The 21,369-nt window shown below is 42.2% G+C and carries 18 protein-coding genes and 1 tRNA gene; 7 read left to right on the top strand and 12 right to left on the bottom strand.

The window, feature by feature from the left end; all coding sequences use genetic code 11:
- Nucleotides 1-125 precede the first annotated feature (125 nt).
- On the bottom strand, nucleotides 126-1,031 hold the full coding sequence (locus tag O9295_RS27160; protein ID WP_288036374.1) for a restriction endonuclease: 906 nt from the start codon (nucleotides 1,029-1,031) through the stop codon (nucleotides 126-128).
- Between the two features lie 383 nt (nucleotides 1,032-1,414).
- On the bottom strand, nucleotides 1,415-1,750 hold the full coding sequence (locus O9295_RS27155) for a hypothetical protein (protein WP_079210081.1): 336 nt from the start codon (nucleotides 1,748-1,750) through the stop codon (nucleotides 1,415-1,417).
- A 134-nt stretch (nucleotides 1,751-1,884) separates the two neighbouring features.
- Here O9295_RS27155 and O9295_RS27150 point away from each other — a divergent pair.
- Nucleotides 1,885-1,955: transfer RNA gene (locus tag O9295_RS27150), tRNA-Cys, on the top strand.
- 48 nt (nucleotides 1,956-2,003) lie between these two features.
- Here O9295_RS27150 and mtnB read toward each other — a convergent pair.
- Entirely contained in the window at nucleotides 2,004-2,621 is a 618-nt protein-coding gene (mtnB, locus tag O9295_RS27145; protein ID WP_061431084.1) for a methylthioribulose 1-phosphate dehydratase, read from the bottom strand.
- A 238-nt stretch (nucleotides 2,622-2,859) separates the two neighbouring features.
- Here mtnB and O9295_RS27140 point away from each other — a divergent pair, with 238 nt between their 5' ends.
- Entirely contained in the window at nucleotides 2,860-3,240 is a 381-nt protein-coding gene (locus tag O9295_RS27140; protein WP_079209797.1) for a hypothetical protein, read from the top strand.
- A gap of 10 nt (nucleotides 3,241-3,250) precedes the next feature.
- Here the strand turns inward: O9295_RS27140 and O9295_RS27630 are convergent, their stop codons facing one another.
- Both O9295_RS27630 and O9295_RS27135 read right to left on the bottom strand, forming a co-directional pair.
- Nucleotides 3,251-3,493 carry a hypothetical protein gene (locus O9295_RS27630; protein ID WP_353851895.1) on the bottom strand — a complete coding sequence of 81 codons (243 nt, stop codon included), beginning with the start codon at nucleotides 3,491-3,493 and terminating at the stop codon, nucleotides 3,251-3,253.
- A gap of 102 nt (nucleotides 3,494-3,595) precedes the next feature.
- Nucleotides 3,596-5,029, bottom strand: coding sequence for a TM0106 family RecB-like putative nuclease (locus tag O9295_RS27135; protein WP_288036372.1), 1,434 nt, complete (start codon nucleotides 5,027-5,029; stop codon nucleotides 3,596-3,598).
- Between the two features lie 295 nt (nucleotides 5,030-5,324).
- Here O9295_RS27135 and O9295_RS27130 point away from each other — a divergent pair, with 295 nt between their 5' ends.
- Nucleotides 5,325-6,539 (top strand): aminotransferase class V-fold PLP-dependent enzyme, encoded by a 1,215-nt coding sequence (locus O9295_RS27130; protein ID WP_288036370.1) that lies wholly within the window; start codon nucleotides 5,325-5,327, stop codon nucleotides 6,537-6,539.
- 63 nt (nucleotides 6,540-6,602) lie between these two features.
- On the top strand, nucleotides 6,603-6,800 hold the full coding sequence (locus O9295_RS27125; RefSeq protein WP_147072809.1) for a hypothetical protein: 198 nt from the start codon (nucleotides 6,603-6,605) through the stop codon (nucleotides 6,798-6,800).
- Between the two features lie 78 nt (nucleotides 6,801-6,878).
- On the opposite strand, the gene gyrB is transcribed toward O9295_RS27125, so the two are convergent.
- From gyrB to O9295_RS27090, 7 genes are all read right to left on the bottom strand, one after another.
- Nucleotides 6,879-8,801 carry a DNA topoisomerase (ATP-hydrolyzing) subunit B gene (gene gyrB, locus O9295_RS27120; protein ID WP_002781027.1) on the bottom strand — a complete coding sequence of 641 codons (1,923 nt, stop codon included), beginning with the start codon at nucleotides 8,799-8,801 and terminating at the stop codon, nucleotides 6,879-6,881.
- A gap of 433 nt (nucleotides 8,802-9,234) precedes the next feature.
- Nucleotides 9,235-9,945 (bottom strand): response regulator transcription factor, encoded by a 711-nt coding sequence (locus O9295_RS27115; protein ID WP_079209799.1) that lies wholly within the window; start codon nucleotides 9,943-9,945, stop codon nucleotides 9,235-9,237.
- 256 nt (nucleotides 9,946-10,201) lie between these two features.
- Nucleotides 10,202-11,551, bottom strand: a complete 1,350-nt coding sequence (locus O9295_RS27110) for an ABC transporter substrate-binding protein (protein ID WP_288036368.1) — start codon at nucleotides 11,549-11,551, stop codon at nucleotides 10,202-10,204.
- Between the two features lie 11 nt (nucleotides 11,552-11,562).
- Nucleotides 11,563-12,282: a PspA/IM30 family protein gene (locus tag O9295_RS27105; protein WP_147071043.1), complete on the bottom strand. Its 720-nt coding sequence runs from the start codon at nucleotides 12,280-12,282 to the stop codon at nucleotides 11,563-11,565.
- 107 nt (nucleotides 12,283-12,389) lie between these two features.
- On the bottom strand, nucleotides 12,390-14,999 hold the full coding sequence (locus O9295_RS27100) for an ABC transporter substrate-binding protein (RefSeq protein WP_288036365.1): 2,610 nt from the start codon (nucleotides 14,997-14,999) through the stop codon (nucleotides 12,390-12,392).
- Between the two features lie 32 nt (nucleotides 15,000-15,031).
- Nucleotides 15,032-16,396: a DUF1822 family protein gene (locus O9295_RS27095; protein ID WP_288036363.1), complete on the bottom strand. Its 1,365-nt coding sequence runs from the start codon at nucleotides 16,394-16,396 to the stop codon at nucleotides 15,032-15,034.
- Between the two features lie 16 nt (nucleotides 16,397-16,412).
- Nucleotides 16,413-17,561: a sigma-70 family RNA polymerase sigma factor gene (locus O9295_RS27090; RefSeq protein ID WP_288036362.1), complete on the bottom strand. Its 1,149-nt coding sequence runs from the start codon at nucleotides 17,559-17,561 to the stop codon at nucleotides 16,413-16,415.
- Between the two features lie 245 nt (nucleotides 17,562-17,806).
- Here O9295_RS27090 and O9295_RS27085 point away from each other — a divergent pair, with 245 nt between their 5' ends.
- The 3 genes from O9295_RS27085 (at nucleotide 17,807) to O9295_RS27075 (ending at nucleotide 20,835) form a co-directional block, all read left to right on the top strand.
- Entirely contained in the window at nucleotides 17,807-18,901 is a 1,095-nt protein-coding gene (locus O9295_RS27085) for a fatty acid desaturase family protein (protein ID WP_288036360.1), read from the top strand.
- 174 nt (nucleotides 18,902-19,075) lie between these two features.
- Nucleotides 19,076-19,609, top strand: a complete 534-nt coding sequence (pgsA, locus tag O9295_RS27080; RefSeq protein ID WP_288036358.1) for a CDP-diacylglycerol--glycerol-3-phosphate 3-phosphatidyltransferase — start codon at nucleotides 19,076-19,078, stop codon at nucleotides 19,607-19,609.
- Nucleotides 19,610-19,743: 134 nt separating this feature from the next.
- Entirely contained in the window at nucleotides 19,744-20,835 is a 1,092-nt protein-coding gene (locus tag O9295_RS27075) for a calcium-binding protein (RefSeq protein ID WP_288036356.1), read from the top strand.
- Nucleotides 20,836-21,369 lie beyond the last annotated feature (534 nt).

The following is a 21,369-nucleotide window of genomic DNA, read 5'->3' as shown; positions in this document are numbered from 1 at the left end:
TTCGATAGGGGGGCATAAATAGACTAAATCCTTATCTGGCAAGAGACTTAATTGATTAGTTCGCTCTAGATCAAAAATAATTGACAAAAATTGCTAAATGCCTTTCTCTATAAGGGTTCCATCTCTTATAACCTCCGTCCATTGCATAACACAAACCGAAGAGCCGATACACCTAGGTTATAATCAATCATCAATTGACTTAATTCTTCCCCATCAATCAGCACTATTTTTATCTCATTTCTGGGGGCATATTCTAAAGCCTCTTGGGTAAAATAGGAAGTAGTGATAAAAATACCTTTTTTGGCTCCTTGTCCCGCTAATGCCCCGACAAATTTCTGGATTTCTGGACGACCAACGGCATTATTATCAGCCCATCTTTTGGCTTGAATATAGATTATATCTAAACCGAGTCTATCTTCTTTTATTATCCCATCAATCCCTTGATCCCCGCTCTTACCCACCGCTTTACCTGCATCTCTAATCGAGCCACCATAACCCATTTTTACCAGTAATTCTACTACTAATTTTTCAAAAGCATCTGGGGATAATTTTCGCAGAATAGAAAGTAAGTCTGTCGCTAATGCTTGACGAATTTCTTGATAGGAGTTTTCTAGTAATTCCTCGGGATTTTGTTCTTGATCAGAAGTTGATAAATTGCTTTCAAGAGTAATAGTTTCATTTTGCTTATTGACTCGATTGAATTCTTGAAATTCGGGAAACTGTCTCAGAAATTTGGCATCAATTCGAGCAGGATTTTGAGATAAGATTTCTTTTCCTTTCTCAGAAATTACAAAAGTTGCCCTTTGGGGTGAGTCAATTAATCCCGCTTTCTTTAAATAGGTTTTTGCCCAACCGACTCGATTAGCAAAAATTTCTTGTTGTCCACTGGGAAGCATTTCTTTTCTTTCCGCTTCCGTGACTTGAAACTCTCTGACCAAGGCTTCAATAATTTCTCGATATTTATAAACTTTGCCATCTGCAAGTATTTTTAATAGGGGCAACATAATCGATTGAAAATCGGGAATGGGCATAGTTCAGATGAAAAGCGGGAGCAGTCATCACAATTATACAGCAACAATCTCCAAGAATTTAGATAATAATACAAAATCGTTTTTTAATAGTGCGATTAACTGCCAATCGAACTTTTAAAACCCACTCCCTACTTCCCTAATTCCCCACTCCCTACCCTCCTATACTTTTAAAACAGGATTTAGTATAATACACCTGAACTTATTAATGATTGGGAGGCATTCCTAAAGAATTTGAGAGAGAAATTATCGCCATTGATAATCGTCTTGATACTCAAAAATAAGCTGTTGACTATCTAAATTACTTGTTAAGACTGTCTATGAGCGCCAGAGCTGCGGAGCAGGGAGAGCTTTTTTGGTGATAGCTAAAAAACCCCCTATCCCTGCTATTCATACAAAATCTCATCAAAACAAGCTTCTCCCACACTCGCTAAAGTCCTAGCGGCAGCTTGATCGGTTTTCGACTTTTGCACGAGGGTGCGGAATTGCTGTAGATTGTAACGAGCTTGGAATTTTTTAATCGTGCAGTCGCATAGGTCTTTGGCCACATCAGCAGCTAATCCCTCCGCGCGCGCTCTTTGTAAACATTCTTGACGATAACTGTCAAAAGTCGTGGCAGGATTAGAACTTTGGCTAAGGTAAACGGCATTATTAGCCTGTACTGGCAAGGATAAAGCCAATAAACCGATAAAAGTTAGTAAATATCTTTGATTTCTCATCATAATAGCTTTTTTAAGCCTGAAATCCCCCACTATATTAGAGAACTGCTGCATAAATTATAGATCGATCGCTCAACTCTTAGGTTCCAGTCTTGGCAAACTGCCAACTGTTATGCTAGGATAAGTACTGCTTGATCGGCGCCATCGCCAAGTGGTAAGGCAGAGGTCTGCAAAACCTTTACCCCCAGTTCGAATCTGGGTGGCGCCTTGGAAAATGTCGGCAATCTTTTCTTGATTGCCTTGTCTAAATTAAGGTTTACCAAGGTTTTACTTGATAGGCTGCCACTAGATAACGAAAAATATACTCAACTATCTCTAAATAATTCTCGGTAGTTTCTAGAGACTCACCCCACACCGTCACACCATGGTAAGAAATCAGTAAAGCGGGAATTTCTGGGGGGAAAGTTGAGAATCTACTTTCTATTTCTGCGGCAATTTTCGGCACATCGAGATAGTTAGCAAAAACCGGCATAAATACTTGAGGATTTTCTACCCAAATACCTAAACCTTTCAACATTTCTAAGGGAGGTAACGATAACTTGTCCTCGCGAGCAAAACGGGAAACTAAATTCGCTTCCACTGAGTGGACATGATAACAAGCTTGCGCTTGGGGAAAGAGACAATAAATCACCTGATGAATGCTAGTTTCGGCCGAAGGACGATTATCTCGATGAGCTAATTCTCTGACTTTTCCCGTCAGATCCACGCGCACAAAATCCTGTTCTGTGAGTTTACCTTTACTTTTGCCACTGGCAGTAATCCAAAAACTATGATCATCAACTTTAGCGGATAAATTACCCGCCGTGCCAAGCATCCAACCCAGTTGATAAAATCTTCCGGCAGCGGCAACTAGAGATAGACGAGGATCGCTCATGGTTTTTAGAGATATGGTGGATAGGGACTGACTATTATAACAAGTTGAAGCGATCGGAGGATCCACTCCCCAGCAGATTTGGTGAGGATGTCAGTCCGGATAATCTCGATCAAAACTAAACCCAAGATAGAATAGAGCGAGGAACCAGTGAGTCAAAAAGAAGATTTAACCGTGGCAATGTGTTGGGAATGTGTTAGGTTAAAGATAATTGCAGCTTTGATGAATCGAGGGTTGAGCCGTGAATAACAACTTTTTCCGCAGCTATTCTGTCAATGATTCTGGTTTGGGTTGTTTCTTATCTTTGATTTTAGTCGGATTGTTGTTAGGCTCGATCGGACTGGGTTGGTTAGTCAATAGTTTTTTAATTCTCGTGGCATTCCTGATATTTTCCCCTGTCATTGCTTGGGGGATTTTTCGCTGGTGGTTACGACGCAATTTAGTTGAAGATAGCTGTCCCGTCTGCAGCTACGAATTTACGGGTTTTAATCGCACAGAATGCCAATGTCCTAACTGTGGTGAACCGTTAAAAGTGGCAGGGGGTAAGTTTATTATTCTCACCCCTCCCGGTACGATCGATGTACAGGCGATCGAAGTACCTACCGGACAGTTGGAAGATTAGGGTCAAACCATTACCATCTAGGCAAGCGCACCAAACTGAAAGCGGGGGATCTGAATTTTAACAATAACAGCAGTCCCAACAGGTGAATTGACCAATGAACGAGAATTAAGCCCCAAATAATTGCAAAAATTAAACTACTAACGGCAAGGGCTTTAAAAATATCATTATCGGTTTTTTGATACCAGAGAAGACTAAGGAAGGAAAGCAGTAGGAGTAGAAGCGGAAAAAGTGGGGAGAACATGGGGATCACCATTGGGTGAGGGGACTGTCTTCACACCCATACCTTATCATTTTCCCTTTGCCGGTACGGGTAGCAGATGTTACATTCCCCCCTATTTGTCATAAATCTTTAGAATCAAATTAAAAAGTTTACAAGCCAATCTTTTAGTATAAAGGTGGCGCGACAATCATCCTCATTGTAACGCAAAATAGCCGCCAATAAAGTCCGATCTCCTGTTTTTAACCACTGGTCATACCACCAAACGCATTGATCCCCGCTTACTCCTCGATCGCGCCATTGAAAGCCAATCCAGTTAGCGAGGGATTTTAAAGAATAACTTTCCACGGGAAAAGTTACCGAATTAACTACATGATAGTGCAGATCAAAACAGCGAGAAACTAACTGATTAATCAAAGAAGAAGGAGTTTTATAAAGATAACCCAATCGCTTAATTGTTTCCACTTCGTACTCAGAAAAGTGAAAAATTGGTGCTTGATAATCCTGCATGACTAAGGTTAAAAATTCCTGCCAAATCCTGCCTTCATCTTCCGGCTTTTCTGCCAAAAAGGGATAAAACTGCTGGGTATTAACTCGATAATCAACCCGTAAAATCCCCAAAAGATAATCTAAATTCTGTTCTGGTTCCGCTTCGATGTCAAAATAAAATTCAATCTCGGCCTTCGGTAGGGGGGACAAATAAGCAGTTTTCCCGTTGCTTTTGCGAAAGGCCCGATTTTCAATAATTGCTTGGGCCTGTAACTGTAACTGATTAGCCACCTCTACTCCCATCCCCTCCCCCATACGGGTAGGACAGGTAAGCGCCAGGGATTCCATGGTGGAAACCCCCAAAGACTGTAAAAATTGGTAACGACTAGGAGTCACCCCCGGGACTAAAGAAAGATGTTGACTCGCTTGAGCAATACCATAACAGTGACTATACCAATGACATAAACTGCAACGCTGACGCGAGATAAAAACTTCTGGTTCTTGGCGATTAATCACCATTGCGCCGAACTTTTTGATTATTTCCTCTAGTTTAGTTAACCAGAGATTCAATTCCACCCGATAGCGATTATGACGACGTAGGACAATTTCCGCGTAACCTGGAAAAACTCCCTGCATACTGGCCAATAAATAGGCGTAAAAAGTAGCCAGCATCTTATATTCAGGCTTAGGACGGCGACCGAGTTGAATATTGAGGGGATAATAAACCCAATCGCCAAATTTCGACTCTCCTGCCTGTTTAATTAATAAATGCGGGGAACCGGTTAAAGAGACGGGATAAGCAGATTGTAAAAGGACTCCGTGATAAATACAGGATACCCCCCGACCCATCAAAGCTTCCGTTTCCCTAGCGGCGGCTAAAATATCCGTGCTGGGGGTAGTCAGGGAACAATAATCGGGATAGGAGTCTTGCAGGACTTTTTTAACGTGACTTTGACTCTCTTGGCGCAATTTAAGCAAAAAATCTCGCTCAGGGTCTTTTTCTTGGCTATTGCCGTAGAGATTTAAAAATGCACGGCGTTGACAACGTTGGTAGTCTAGAAGTAGATCATCGGTCAGTAGCATTCTATACAAGGAGAAAAGTTAAGCTTTCCTGGACCAGTGAAGTAAAGTAAAAAATAATAAACTTAAAAAAAGAAAACATTCCCAAGTATGTTTCCTCTACTCTAATACTATTGTGACAATTGTGACTTAATCCGTCGCTAGAATTCAGCCGTCGGTCGTTTGGAGTCAGGAAATGGGGAAGTGGGGAAATGGGGAATTCAACTAAAACCCTAAAACCCTCAACCCCAACACCTTCTAACTGATAACTGATAACTGATAACTGATAACTGATAACTGACCCCCCATCTCCTCGCTTATGCAGAATTTAGACGAAAATAGCCTCGATTACGCCGTTAGTAAACCGGATTTAGCCGAACAAAGACAGGAATTTCGGGGACTTAGCAATAAAGTTTACTTTAATTTCGGTGGTCAGGGAACCTTGCCCAAGGCGGGATTAGAAGCGATTATCGATGCCCATAATTTTCTCCAACAAAAGGGGCCTTTTTCAGGACGGGTAAACGATTGGATTACCGGAAAAACGGAACTTCTCAGGCAAGAAATGGCTCAGGAGTTGGGAATCAGCCCCAGCACCCTCTCTATCACCGAGGATGTCACTGTAGGCTGTAATATCGCCCTCTGGGGAGTTGATTGGCAAGCGGGGGAACATATTTTACTAACCGATTGTGAACACCCCGGAATTATCGCCACGGTTCACGAAATTGCCCGTCGTTATCATCTGGAAATCTCCACTTGTCCTATTCGGGAAACTTTAAACGGTGGCAACCCGATAGAAGTCATTTCCGCTCATCTACGTCCAAAAACTAGGGTTTTGGTGGTTAGTCACGTTTTGTGGAATACCGGACAGGTTTTACCCCTCAAGGAAATCTCGCAACTTTGTCATGATAATTCTGTCACCGAAAAACCCGTTTTAGTGGTGGTGGATGCTGCCCAATCCGTGGGTTGTTTGCCCTTGGATTTAAGCGCTACTGCCGCCGATTGTTATGCTTTTACGGGTCATAAATGGTGGTGTGGACCGGCTGGTGTGGGAGGATTGTATATTCGTCCCGAAATTTTCCCTAGTTTACAGCCCACTTTTATCGGTTGGCGCGGCATTGAAACAGATAACCGAGGACAGCCTATCGGTTGGAAACCGGATGCCAGACGCTTTGAAGTGGCCACTTCTGCCTATCCCCAATTTGAGGGTTTAAGGGCAACTATTGCGGTACATAACGCCTGGGGTGATGGGGGACAAAGATACGAAAAGATTTGTCAATTAGCGGCTTATCTCTGGGAAGAATTAAAGACGATTAAAGGGGTGAAATGTTTAAAAAATTCTCCGCCGGAATCCGGTTTAGTTTCCTTTCAAATTGACTCGGCCATCACCCCACAAAAGTTAGTGCAACAGCTAGAAAAACAAGGGTTTTTACTGCGAACTCTCCTCGACCCCCTCTGTGTGCGTGCCTGTGTCCACTATTTCACTTTGCCCTCGGAAATCGAGCAGTTAGTAGCAGCTGTCAAAAAGTTAGTTTAAAATCGGATTATACATGGCGTGGCTCGGTTCGTCGAATAATTAGTGCTAGGAGGGCTAATAACCGTGAACGAAGAACCTATTACCAGAGTCACCCGCGAACAGTGGGCGAAGTTGAAAGGCAAAACAGACTGGAAGAAAGTTAAAGGGATGAGCGAGGCGGAAATTGCCAAAAACGCCCTAGAAGACCCCGATAATCCACCGCTGCCGGCTGATTTTTTCGATGAAGTCGTGGAATGCACCCCAGTTTCCTTGAATCCCTAACCCTCCGATTAGTAACTGGATTTGGGGATTTTATCGGGGGCTGTATTAGCTTAGACTAACACAGCCTCAAGTTACTGTTTAAATGTCCAAATCCGTAAGATTTAAACGTGATCCGTGGGTTTCGATAAATTCTCGCCGGGGGGCAACTCGATCGCCCATAAGAATGGTAAATAATTCCTCAGCTTTGGCCGCGTCTTCGATTTCCACCCGTTTTAAAGTGCGAGTTTCGGGATTCATGGTAGTATCCCAAAGTTGTTGGGGCATCATTTCTCCTAACCCTTTAAAACGTTGGATGGTGTAGTTAGCATTGGAGGGAAATTCCGCTATCTTTTGCTGTAATTCTCGATCGCTATAGCAGTAGGAATGATTTTTACCGCGTTCCAATTTATAGAGAGGAGGACAGGCGATATATACATAACCTTGGTCAATTAAATTCTTCTGATAACGATAGAAGAAAGTTAACAACAAAGTTCGGATGTGTGCGCCATCCACATCAGCATCAGTCATTAAAACAATGCGATGATAGCGCAATTGTGAGGGGTCGAAATCTTCTCCTTTAATCCCTAAACCGAGGGCCGTAATTAAGGATTGAATTTCCGTATTTTTGTAGATTTTGGCATCATCGGTTTTTTCGATATTGAGGATTTTTCCCCGCAGAGGTAGAATCGCTTGAAAACGACGATCGCGCCCCTGTTTGGCACTTCCGCCGGCGCTGTCACCTTCGACGATGTAAATTTCTGACCTTTCTGGGTCTCTTTCGCTACAATCAGCCAATTTACCCGGTAAAGGTGAGGATTCCAGAACCGATTTCCGTCGTACTAAGTCCCGGGCCCGTCGGGCCGCTTCCGCCGCCTTGTACGCTTGTACTGCTTTTTCGATAATCGTGTCGGCCACTTGGGGATTTTGTTCTAGGTATTCGTTGAGAGTTTCCCCCACCAGCGAATCAACAATACCCCGGACTTCGGTGTTACCCAATTTGGTCTTGGTTTGTCCCTCGAATTCCGGTTCGGGGACTTTTACGGAAATAACGGCGGTTAACCCCTCGCGGACGTTTTCCCCCGCTAGATTAGGCTCGTTTTCTTTAATTTTATTGCGTTTACGAGCGACATTATTTAAAGTACGAGTCAGAACTGCCTTTAATCCCTCTAGGTGAGTTCCCCCGTCAATGGTGCGGATATTATTAGCAAAACCGAGAATATTGTCGCTATAGGCATCTATACACCACTGAAACGCCACTTCGATATTAATTCCGTTCTTTTCCCCCGATACATAGATAATATCTTTGTGCAGGGTTTCTTTTTCCCGACACATATAGGCGACGTATTCTTTAATACCCCCCTCATAACAATAGGTTTCGATGTGGGGTTCTTCGGGACGGTAATCGCTAAAGGTGATTTTAACACCCGCATTTAAGTAGGCTAGTTCCCGTAAACGTCCGGAGAGGGTACTGTAATCAAATTCGATGCCTTGGCTAAAAATTTCGGTGTCTGGCAGGAAATTAACCCTAGTTCCCGTTTTTTCCTCTTGACTGGGACTGCTGACCAATTCTGTGACGGGGATACCTCTTTCGTAGCGTTGGGTATGTACTTTATGATCGCGCCAGACGGTGACATCGACCCATGCAGAAAGAGCATTAACGACGGAAATCCCGACTCCGTGTAACCCTCCCGACACTTTATAACCACCACTGCCAAATTTACCGCCAGCATGAAGTATAGTGAGAACGGTTTCGAGGGCAGATTTACCCGTGGTGGGGTGAACATCGGTGGGAATACCCCGGCCATCGTCGGTGACGCTGACGGAACCATCGGCCTTGATATCCACTTCGATATGAGTACAGTAACCCGCTAGGGCCTCATCGATCGAGTTGTCCACCACTTCATAGACTAAATGATGTAGTCCCCGCGGCCCGGTCGTACCGATATACATCCCCGGCCGCTTCCTGACTGGTTCTAACCCTTCGAGAACTTGTATCTGTTCCGCGCCGTAGTTACTTGTCATAAAATTTCCCTGAAAAGGCTGTGATCCCTGATTGAACCTAAATGAATGGCAAAATCTTCAAAAATTGTAGCACATAAGGGTTAAAGACTGCTTAAATGCCTTTAGGGAGAATTTTTTATTGGGGTTGGGGTGTGGGGTGTGGGGTGTGGGGTGTGGGGTGTGGGGTGTGGGGGGAGAATAAATAAAAGCCATCTCCTAAGTAGGTAGGCGTTAAAAATTATCAGACACCACCCTTATCAAGGGAGGACTAAGGGTAGGGTTGATTCATGAATCAACCCTACTATGAATTCACCCTAGGACTAAGGGGGGATCGAACCTAAAATCTATTTTTAATTTAATTATAACCAGCTACTGATCTCCTGAATACTGCCTCCTGAATACTGACTCCCGACTCCTGACTACTAACCCCACCAACAAACTTTTTCAGCAGACCCTAAATAATGTCATCCTCAAATTTATAACCGACACCGACTACAGTTTTGATAAAGATCGGATTAGCAGGATCGGGTTCTACTTTTTTGCGTAAGCGTCGGATATGGGTATCTACTACCCTTTCATCGCCAAAAAAATCATTCCCCCAGAGATTATCGATTAATTGGGTGCGACTCCAGACGCGATTGGGATAACTGACAAAGGTAGCTAATAAATTAAATTCTAAGGTGGTTAAATCGAGGGTTTCCTCCGGCATTCCCTCCAATTTACGAAGAGCAGAATGTTGATCTAAGTCGATCAGAAAATGACGGCTGCGATGGAGTTGCTGGGGTTGACTATCGTGTCTTAAACTACGTCTTAATAAGGCTCTTACCCGCGCGGTTAATTCCCGGGGACTAAAGGGTTTGACCATATAATCATCGGCTCCCGTAGATAGGCCGATAATGCGATCGATTTCTTCTCCCCTAGCGGTTAACATTAAAATATAGGGGTCTTTTGTCCCCGGTTTTTGGCGAATTCTAGCACACAATTCCAGTCCGTCTAATTCGGGTAACATTAAATCTAAAATCACTAAGTCTGGTTGCTTTTGATAAAATAGTTCTAGTCCTACCCTACCATTATAAGCCAGATGACAAGTAAAGGACTCCCGCTCTAAAGTTTGCTGAATCAAATGGGCGATTTCAATTTCATCTTCGATAATAACGATATCCATAAGTAAGTAGTTATAATTTAATTGAAGATAGATTTTGCCTTTGATCCCCCCTGCCCCCCTTAATAAGGGGGGTGCAGATGCCCCCTTAATAAGGGGGAATCTGACAATTTTTAAAACCTACCTACTTAGGCATATTTTAACATATTAGCCATTCATTTCTCGCTCAGGGTTGAACATTGAAATAATTGTAATTTTTGAGATTTTTTGGGGGGGGGAGAGTTGCCAACTCTCCCGACTTTGGTGGACTGGGAACTTTTCAAGGTAAAGGGACAAACTGCTCACCGGAGGGAGTTGATTGCACTTGAATTAACACCGGTTGACCGATGCGATCGCCAGTATTAGGATCAAAGCTAATTTTTCCGGTGGCCCCTGTTTGATGAAAATTCCCGGAGCGCAGCCTGGACTGTAGGCCCTGACGCTGAGCATTTTCCCTTAAACCGGCAATAATCACCCGTGTAGCGTCAAAACTGGTGGCTGTGCGCCAACTAACTGGACCGCGCCACTGTTCCTGCATAAGATTGGCAAAAGTCTGGTTAAGCGATGGGTGCCAGGGTGCGGCAAGGGTTAAACCTTGGGCGTTTTTGCCGCCATCTTCGAGGGTGCGAATATTGTAGAGGGTGGGACTACTAAACAGAGGCAAACGCTGACGATTGGAGCGAATAACCTCAAAAACGGGATCGAGACGATCAACATGAGCGACGACAAATAGGCCGTTAGCACCCCCAGAAATCGCCTGATTAAGGGCTTGATCGGCCTTAAAATTGGGGACACTCAGATCACAGACTATCGGCACAATTTGACCGCCTTTTTTCGCCACATTAGCCATCAACTCATCTTTAAAGGAAATATTATCAGGAGCTTGAGAATCGTAGCAAAAAGCAATTTTTCCGACTTTAACTGTATTTACTATGTAATTTGCTAAGGTTTCCGTAATTTTGCCGTTAGAAGCCACCAGACGAAAGATATAATTTCCCGCACCGGAGAGATTATTAGCCAGGGAGGTGGGAGAAATCATCACCAAACCGCCTTTTTCGTAGATGGGAGCGGCGGCTAAACTGGCATCGGAGGCATTATGACCGACAACAGCGATAATATCGGGATTTTTGACTAATTCACCAGCTACCTCTTTCGATATCTGCGGCTGATTATCGTCATTAACCACGATAACCATCAGTTTTCTGCCGTTGATCCCTCCCTGTTGATTGATCTGGGTTTGTGCGCTGGCGACTCCTCGCAATATTTCCTGAGCGACGTTGGGATTAGTTGTTGCTGGCACAACAACGGCGATTTTGAAGGGATTTGAGCCAGTTTGCAGGTTGCTAAGATAAATTACGCTTTCGGGATCGTTGGGATGTTGAGCGAGGGATTTTTGCAGGAGTTGCTCTGCTTCTTGGTGATCACCTTGAGCAATAGCAGCGATCGCTGATTCCTTGGCGGCGTTAGAATTAGTTTTGATCAGGAGATGATTGCCGTAACTCATGCGGGGATTATTATCGGCTTTTGGGGCAAATATTGCCGAGATTTGGGGAAAAAGAAACCAACCGATCAACCCCAGTAACACATAGAAAATTGGCGGTAAGCTCGCTTTTTTGCCAGTCTTTGTCATCGCTTTACTCCTTAACTTTGCTGATTGAATTCGGCTAAACGGCGGTTAATTTCGTCATCAAGGCTTAAGAAATCGATTTCTTGAGCTAATTTCTCGCTATAGTTCTCGCTTAATTCACTATAGACGTTTTCTTTTCGATAACGGTCGTTAATCGCTTCATTGGCATCCTCAAAGCGATCGCGGGAGGTATTGAGGTTGAGACTACTATCAAATTCGTTTATTTTGCCTAAAGCCTCATTCATGGAACTAATCGCTTTTAAGTTGCTCATTTCTAACTTATAATGCTCGATTTTTTCCTGCTCTTTACGAAGTTTTTCCTTAGCAGCAATGACCACTTTTTCGGCATTATCAACCCGATCTTTCATGGCGGGTAGAATTTTTTCTAGGGAGATAACCTTAACCATAGCCAGTCTTGCCGCTTCTTGAAGACCTTTTTTTTGAGCGGTGACAGCCTGTTGCAAGTAGTTTGTGTGTTCCTGTTTTTTTGCCTCGTATTGTGCTTGAGCCGATTGCTGGGCTGCTACTACTTTCGCCACCGATTCTGTCAATTCCGCTAGGGATTTTTGCATCAATTCTAGGGATTCTTTGGCCGATTCTACGGCAATTTTTCCGCCGGATTCGATGGGAATACCCCACAACCAATTCCAGATCGCAACGAGAGAATTGCCGGCCCTATCACCGATCAGCCAAAAAATCAAGGCTTTTGGGGTTAATTTTTTTAACAATTTCATGCCGTCTGTCTCCTAGAGGTGTTACCTGTTAATTAGGAGTGATGGCTAACTTTGATGCAGTGGGTAAGGTTAATTTTTGTAAAAAGTCTTGACAAGGATAGGAAGGTTTAGACTGGACCGGCAGATTTAATGGGAGCGAGGGGGACAAATCGACCCTTTTTGACCTGTAGAATCAAGTAGCGGCGATCATCAGGATTATTGTTCATGTTGCGGACACCATTTTCATCGAATCTAACAGTGCCAGTCATTCCTTCAATAGAAAAATCGTTTCTTAAAACTTGATTTAACAATTCTCGATCGAATTTTTGTCCTTGTTGGTATAACTTTCGCAAAGCGTTGAGGATAACTTTGGTCGCATCGTAGGCCATGGGAGTGCGCCAAACATTGATCTTATTTTGCCAAAAACTGTGGATATAATTATCTTGTTTGAGATCATACCAAGGCACGGTGATAACTAAATTTTCTACTCCTTGTTGACCTTCTGCAAGGGTGAGATAACTTTGAAAGGTGGGGGAACCTAAAGTTACTAAGTTTAACTGTTGTGCGGGACGTTGCTTAAAGATACTGACGGCTCTTTTCAGATCGTCAATATAGGGAGCAACCATGAGAATATTTACTTGGTATTGAGCGATTTTTTGATAAATTTTCTCTTGATCTAAATTATTTTTTGGTTCGATATTGCAGTCAAAATCTGCATCTTTAATGACTTTTTGAAACTGCTGACCGAGAAGAATGTTTCTATATTTTTGAGCGAAGTTATAATTATCCCCAGAGCGATTATCGTAACAAATTAAATTAGTGGGGTTTTGGATAATTAGCTTGTCAGTTTGTTTGCGGATGTATTCACTTAAGGTTGTGGCAAAAGTTTCCAGATCGGGAACCATTTTATATATATAGCCATTGCCAGAGATTTTCGGGGAAAAGCTGGTGGGAGATAGGGCAACAATTTTCCCTTGTACATAGCTATCTTTGGCCGCTTCACTAGCAGCAGAAGCATTATGACCAACCACTGCTATGATTGACGGATCTTTAACAAATTTTTCGGCTCGATCTTTGGCATCTGCGGCGCTATTATTATCATTAGCGACCACTACCTGTAGAAAGTGAAAATCAGGGTTTTTGGCCTGTTCATTGTTTAACTCCTCTTGGAATAAAGCAATACCTCGTAAAATTTCCTGAGCAATTTCTGGATTATTACCAAGAGGAACACTGGTGGCAATTTTTAAGGGATTTCTGTCTTGATAGGCCGCACGAGCGTTATTATAATAGATGCGAATCTCTGGATTGTTGGGCAAGCGATCGAGGGATTTTTTAAAAAGCTGAATTGCTTGTTTATATTCTTTATTTTTAAAAGCTTGTCTTCCCCGTTCAATAATGTTATCTTGTCGGTTTGTCTTTAATAATATTTCTTCACCTAAGCTAATTTCTGGGTCTTTACTAGCATCATCGGAAAATACTCCTCCCCAATATAAAACTGATAAAGTTACCAGAATACTTAAAATAAATAACAGAGCTTGTTTCCAGCGACTAGATAGACGTAAAGGCCAACTTTGCTCATAACTATTTTGGTGATTTTCCTCCGTATTTTCAGGGGGTAAAGGTAAAATTAACGGTGGTTCTTCAGGATTTTCTATCAAACGAGGCAGTAAAGAAGAACTAGCAGCATCCTTCTCAAATTCATGTAATCTTAATTCTTGTCGAGCGATTGTTAAGGATTCTTGTAGGGATTTATGTTCAAGAAAATTGGGAAGAAAAACTTCTAGAAATCTCAAAGCAACCCGCACAGCGATGGGTTCTTTCATAACAATAATATGCGGTACTCCGATATTAGCCAACTGACGACCAATACCTAACCCATCGCAGGAGTTACAGATAACAAGTTTTAAGCCTTTTTTAACAGCTATTTCTAGGGAATTTCTTAAATTATGTTCAGGAGATAAAGCCGTATCATTATCAATGATAAAAACTCCATCATGTCCGTCGCTACTGGTTTGACTATGACCTAAATAAACTACAATATCCCATGGATTTTTGATCAACTCATTGTGAATATTTATCGTTGAAAGAGGAACTTCTGAACTGGGACTTAATATTTGTATATAAACCTTATCTGGGTTTCCTAGTGCCGTTTGCAAACTGGATAAACACAGGGAATTACGCTCGTTTTCGATGTCAATATTACCCAAAATTACTAAAACATGAATCGGAGGAGTAAGGTTAATTATCGGAGGATTTCTCTGGATAGTAAGAGCAATTTCCACATCATTCCACCAATCCCGTAAAAAATTCCAACACTCCCAGGGAATTTGTTGTAAATCAAAGTGGGTAGTTTGGATAAAAAATCTTACTTCTGACTCAGTACCTATATGGAACAAGATATGATTTTGTATCGAACTCAGAGAACTGGAATTTAGCCATTCATTTAAGCTATCTTTTAAAGTTTTAGTGGCTTTTCTGAGGTTGTCTCTAGGATCACCTACCGCTGCATGGGTGATCATACTATGAGGAACGGTAATTCCTAAACTGGGTTGACTTTTTACCCAATGATAATAAGCTCGACGATAATTTTGCAAAGCGTCAGCAATGTCAAGGTTAGGGACTAATCTACCCTCGGCAAAAGGTGCTATCAAGAGATGATTGTCACGAATTTCTAGAGTGACGGAAAATCCCGTTTCAAAACTGCCATCACCAATTTTCAGAATCACAACTCTGCTCATGTCTTTATCCTTGACATTTTCTGCTATCTCTATTAAATCCTAAACTGCTCGGTAATGCTACTATCCCCTAAACTTAGATTAACATTAAAGCGATCGTCGGCATCAGCTAGAAAATAAAGTTGTAGATAGCTATCTAAGGGTTTCTCCCTTGCTATTGCTTCTAAACCGGGGATTAATTGGCCTATTTCATCGCTAATTTGCAAAGATAAACCGGGGGGTAGCTTGGCAAAATTGTCCATGGCATAGGCACGAATTAAAACAGCAACTCTCTGGTGACTGGTCGATAAAACTCCCACCATTAAAGCGATTTTATAACCCATTAATTGACTACCCACATCGAGCATTTTGCGGATAGCAGCATTAGGATAATGAGGATCGATATTCCAGAGATATTCGGCCGCTTGCCAGCGAATAGTTTCATCTTGGGTTTGATGTTGCAGTTTTGCTAAAGCTTCCTCTGGGGTTAAATGTTCCGAAAATTCCACCTCTTTTTGACTAGCATACAGTTGTCTAATTTCTCGCTGAATATCTGTCAGAGATTCTCGGCTGCTGATTTTTTCAGCAGCCAACAAAAAACCAGGATTAATTGGACGATAATTGTCGATAGTGCTGAGGATTTCCTGCCATTTTTCGGTAATAATTCCCTGCAACCATTGACTAAGTTTGGTGGGGATTACCTCTAAACGCTGCTGATAAAGTTTTTCTCGCCATTGTTGATTATTCAACAAAGCTAACCACTGCTGACAACTAATATCTAATCTCGGAGAATAGGGTGAAACTTGACCTAACTTTTTAATTAAATTTTCTGCTGTTGCTGGCGATAAATTTGCTAAAGATTCCAGTTTTCCTTTTTCACTTTCTCCCTCTAAACAACTCTGCCAAAGAATATCTAAATCATCAATAATTTGCTCACTGTCCAAATAATATTGATGGTAAATTGGATCGTATCCTGCGAGATTTTTAACATCTTTTCTGGATATAAAACCCCAGATATTGAGAAATTTTTCTGCTAAATCTACCTGCACCCCTAGATAAAAATCTGCCGCTAAATCGGGAATATCAACCCATTCTTGCTCTATTGTCAATCCCTCAATGTCAATAGTTTGACTGGGAATAGTAGTAACTTTTTTATCTTGAATTTGCCAAGTAAACCCGTTAATAAACTCCCAAAGATACTGATGGTTTTTAGGTGTTGTTTGAAGGGAAAAATCAAGATTATCTTTCAGCCAATTGCTTAAGCATATTTGGACTAAGTAATTAATCAAAGCCTGATTTTTGGCGGTTTGATTAGAGTATTGACCGAGAATCGATCGAGCTTGTTTAATCTCTGTTTCCGAAAAAGTTAGCCAAAGGGATTTCGGGTTAATTTGTTGCAAAATATCGAGGTTGACTTTCATGGTATCTCCTAACAGATTAGATTTGAGTTAAGTAGGACTGACAAAAATATTCCAGATAAGCATCGATCTCTTGTTTTTGCCGAGATTGTAATTTAATCTCATTTAACAAAATAGGACAATCTTTGCCTTCCCTTGCACAGAGTAGCTGATAAATTTTTTTACATAATTGGGTTATTTCTCGACTAATAGTAGATGAGTGAACTCCCAATCGATTAGCGATCTGTGCTTGCGTCATCTTTTGATGATAGTAACAATATGCAATCTGTTTAACTTCATACTCAAGAGTGATTAATAACTTATTAATATCTTCCTGGATTTCTTGCTGTTGTAGTAAATCGTTACTTGGCTTCTTGCTGGAGAGATTTTCCCAAAAGTAATTGCTATTATCGTCATAATTAGTAGGCTCAAATCTAGAGTAAGGAGGATCGATATGATTACGCATTATCTCCCCTATTTGATTGAGTTTTGCTTGCACTTCCTCAACGGTGAGAATAACTTGCGGTTGTAACTGCTGTAGGCGATCGATTACCTGTTGCCAATCCTCCTCTTGCCAGTTATCCAATGATCTAACAGAAGCTTTTTTTACCTCTCGAAAACAGTTAAATATTAGCAGATGATTCTCGTTAAAGATACCCGATGCTCGTAAAACTTTTTGAATTTTATTCGCACTAAAAAGACTGACTATACCGAGATTAGTCCTGCCAATAGTTTTATACTCTCCTCGCAGGAAATTATAGAGAGTATTTCTCAATTTTTTATCTGTCCATTTTTCTAAGATTAAGCGAAAAAATCCCGGTTTGGTCTTGTTATCCTGAAAGTTACCGTAAAAATTGCGAGGATTGTTGGTGATTGCCGTAGAAAGCAAATTCAGCAAATAGTAGAAGAGGGTTTCATAATCAGCATCGATCCGATGACCGACATTTTGATAAACCCTTTGAGTTACCATACAGGAGCGATATTGTAAGAAAACCATCCAATGGGACTTGACTAATTGGTTATTAGGATCATTCTGTAACCATTGCCACAGATAAAAATACACCGCTTCATCATCGGCCACGCTTCCAGCGATCGCATCGATCGATTTTCTTAATTGTGGCACTTCGCACCAGAAAACTCGATCGCCTTCAATCGCTTTAATAGTAGTATAAAAGTACCTAACGCTCATTTCTATCACCGGCTACAGGTATCTGATATCTGATTAGGTAAAAACCGAGGATTTTCTGCAAGAGGAGCAAACAAATTGAGCGATTGCCTTGCCAAGCGCACCTCTTTCTCTGACAATAGATGAGGGACTGATGAGAAATTATCAGTTATGCTGAGACAGCCTTAGCAAACCAGTACAAGACCCATAAATTCACTCTGAGCTGCCACAAATAGCCGTCATATCAACTTCTAGGACAAAAATTAGGAATGCGAGTAACTTTTACCGAAAATCAGGGTTTTAGAAAGGAATTGAATAAACGGGTTGATGCTTATTTTACCGAAAACGGCATCCCCACCAGAGATAATTTTGCCATGTACCTGAAGACGATCACGATTTTAACTTGGGTAATTGCCGCTTGGCTATTTGTGCTTTTTGGTCCGGATATCTGGTGGCTAAAAATTATTGGTTGCATGGTTTTAGGAGGAGGATTAGCAGGGATTGGTTTTAGCATTGGTCATGATGCCAACCATGGCGGCTATTCTAGTAAAAAATGGGTTAATTCTCTCCTTGGCATGAGCTACGATTATATCATCGGTACTTCCAGTTATCTCTGGCGTTTTCGTCATAATTATCTCCATCATACCTACACCAATGTTTTAGGGTACGATGTGGAAATTCACGGCGATGGTGTGGTGCGAATGACTCCCCATGCCGAGCATAAATGGTATCATCGTTATCAACATTTATTTATCCCGATTCTCTACGCTATAATTCCTATCTATTGGTCATTCTCCGATGTGCGCTCTATCCTCTTTGGTCATCGTTTTGGCGAGATTAAAATTCCCAATCCTAAACCGATCGATCTATTCGTTTTATTGAGCGGAAAACTTGTTTATCTCTTTTGGTTTATTGGCATTCCTCTCTTAGTTGGTTATAGTCCCCTAGAAATAGCGATCGGTTTTCTCATTGCTTTTATGACCTATGGAGTGCTTGCCTGTCATGTATTTATGTTAGCTCATGTTTTGGAACCCGCCGAATTTATTCAACCCTCGGCAGCTAACCAAATCGAAGACGAATGGGCAATCTTTCAAGTGCGAACTACCGTAGATTTTGCTCCTAAAAATGCCTTTTTAAATTGGTATTTAGGGGGATTAAATTATCAAGTTGTTCACCATCTTTTCCCGCAAATTTGCCATATTCACTACCCCAAAATTGCCCCAATCTTAGCGGAAGTTTGCCAAGAATTTGGCGTTAATTATGCCGTTTATCCCACCCTGCGAGGTGCTTTAACTTATAATTATCGTTGGCTCAGACAATTAGGCAATAAACAAAGTAATTTCGATCTCAAATTAGCCAGCTAAAATCAGGAGACAGGAGACAGGAGTTGAGAGTTGGAGTTTTAGGGAGTTGGAGTTTTAGGGTTTTGGGGTATTAGTTGAAATTTCCCCACTTCCCCACACCCTACACCCTACACCCTACACACCACACCCTACACCCCACACCCTACACCCCACTTCCCCACTTCCCTAACAAAAATGAACCTACCCAACTCGATTACCCTATCGCGACTCTTGGGACTGCCATTAATTTTATACTGGTTGCACCAAGGCACAGAAATCGATCGCTGGTTAAGTTTAATTATCTTTCTGATTGCTGCCAGCACCGATTGGCTCGATGGTTATTTAGCGCGAAAATTAAATCAAATCACCGAATTAGGGAAATTTCTCGATCCTTTGGTCGATAAATTGCTGGTTCTCGCTCCCCTCTTAGCCCTGATTGAAATGGATTTAATTGCTGCTTGGGGAGTATTTTTGATTCTCGCTCGCGAATTAGCGATCGCTGGTTGGCGCATTAATCCAAATTTAACGGGAAATAGCGACATAAAAGGGGCTAATTGGTGGGGAAAAAGCAAAACAGTCAGCCAAATTATCGCTATCGCTCTCTTAATTGCTCCCTTGCCTTCTGAATATAACTTAATTTCTCAGATTGCCTTTTGGCTATCGGTGACATTAACTTTAATTTCTGGCGTGATTTATGTCACACCCAGCCGAAAATTAACCCAAAATTGATAAAAATTTAACCATTAGCAACAATTCAGGAAACAAACCAAGAGAAAAAGGTTGCATTTTTTTCTGGGTGTGTAATAATCGGGTAGAATATTGTCAAAATCCTCAGGTTCAAACATACCACTCAAAAAAAAACTATGTCCACTACATATATCTCTGCTCCGATTGGCTCCACCACGGGTTATACCATCGATAGTACCACTTTCCCCCCAAGTCTAGCAGCTTTTTGGAAAGACGCTCCAGCCAATCTCGACCTAGCCGTTTCTATCACTACCGCAGCCACTGGTAGAAATCTTACTGCTTTAGGTACAATCTCTGGACGTTCCGCTTGGTTACTTCGCAACGGAGTCGGTCAGACTGACGTGGCGAGTGCTAACCTCTCTGGTTATAAAAGCACCCCCCCTTTTTCACAAAATTATTTTCTTCCTGGCGGAACTGACACTTACGTCGCCTCTACTTTTGTAACCGGTCCGGCAACCCATATCCTCGACTTTGGTGGTAATCAAAGGTTTACTAAAGCACAAAACCAAGCTCCCGCTAGCGACGACATTGCCATGTTGGGTAACCTTGGTCCCTTCGTACTTAGAGGTGCAAATGGTAACGATACCCTAACCGGTAGCATGATGGCCGATACCCTGTTCGGTTTCGACGGAAACGATAGCCTAAATGGTGGTTCGGCAAACGATAGCCTAGATGGTGGCAATGGAAACGATACCCTAATCGGTGCCAATGGAAACGATACCCTAATCGGTGGCAATGGAAACGATAGCCTAGATGGTGGCGCGTTATCCGATACCCTAACTGGTGGCGACGGAAACGATACCCTAACTGGTGGCACGGGAGTGAATACCCTAGATGGTGGTAATGGTGCTGATACATTTGTATTTACCAATCAGGGTAATCAGACAGTTTCCCAATTCATTACCAGTGACAATGATGTCTTCGCATTTACTGTTAGTGCTTACGGAGGCGATCCAACAGCGGGTACGACGGCAGTTGTTAGTGATGCCGCTACTGCTGTCAATGCTTCTAGCAGTATCATTGTTGATACTTTTGATAATATCGAGGCCTTGGGGAATACTAAATCATCAATTCGTTTTGCCTTCGCCACCGATACAAAGACCCTCCTCTATGACTTTGACAGTAACTGGTCAACCCCCAACATCACCGTTGCGACAGTTACCTCGATTACTGGTACATTAGCTGCTGCTAACTTCGCCTTCATTTAACTTCCTTGTTTGAATAGACAGATACTGGGTGTGTTAGCTAGGGCTAAGACACCCTTATTGCTTTAATGGTGGGTGGGAAGTCTCTGGTTTTAGGGAACTCTGGAATAGGCAACGGGAACAGTAGCTAGGGTCTGCTGAATAAATCTAAAAACCTTGTTGGATAAGACTTTTGGACTTTTTTCCCCTCAAAAAGTGCCAGCCATTGCGGGGATCGGGGGGAAAATTCCGGGACTTTTTCCCTGAAAATTAGGTAGTTGACCACCTGAAAATCGATAAAACCCCACACCCCACCTGCCCCCCGATGTCGGGGGGGTTGGGGGGCCACACCCTGCCCCTAGGAAAAGCTTTTTGCCGCAAACCCTAGGTAGTAGTATTGGGATTAGTTTTGTGTAGTTATCGAAAATTTGGGTTAAAACCCCGTCCTTTTAGGACGGCTTTAAGCTACAATGGAAAAAGCGATAACCAAGCTAAAAACTGAACCTTGACAACAGATAGTAGGGGGTTTTGTTCAGAAAAGAATTCAAATTCGGCCTT

Origin of the sequence: Microcystis sp. LE18-22.4A, assembly GCF_027531105.1 — a bacterium.
Classification (GTDB): domain Bacteria; phylum Cyanobacteriota; class Cyanobacteriia; order Cyanobacteriales; family Microcystaceae; genus Microcystis; species Microcystis aeruginosa.
The sequence above is the reverse complement of the archived record's forward strand: the minus strand, read 5'-3'. Positions and strand labels throughout refer to the sequence as shown.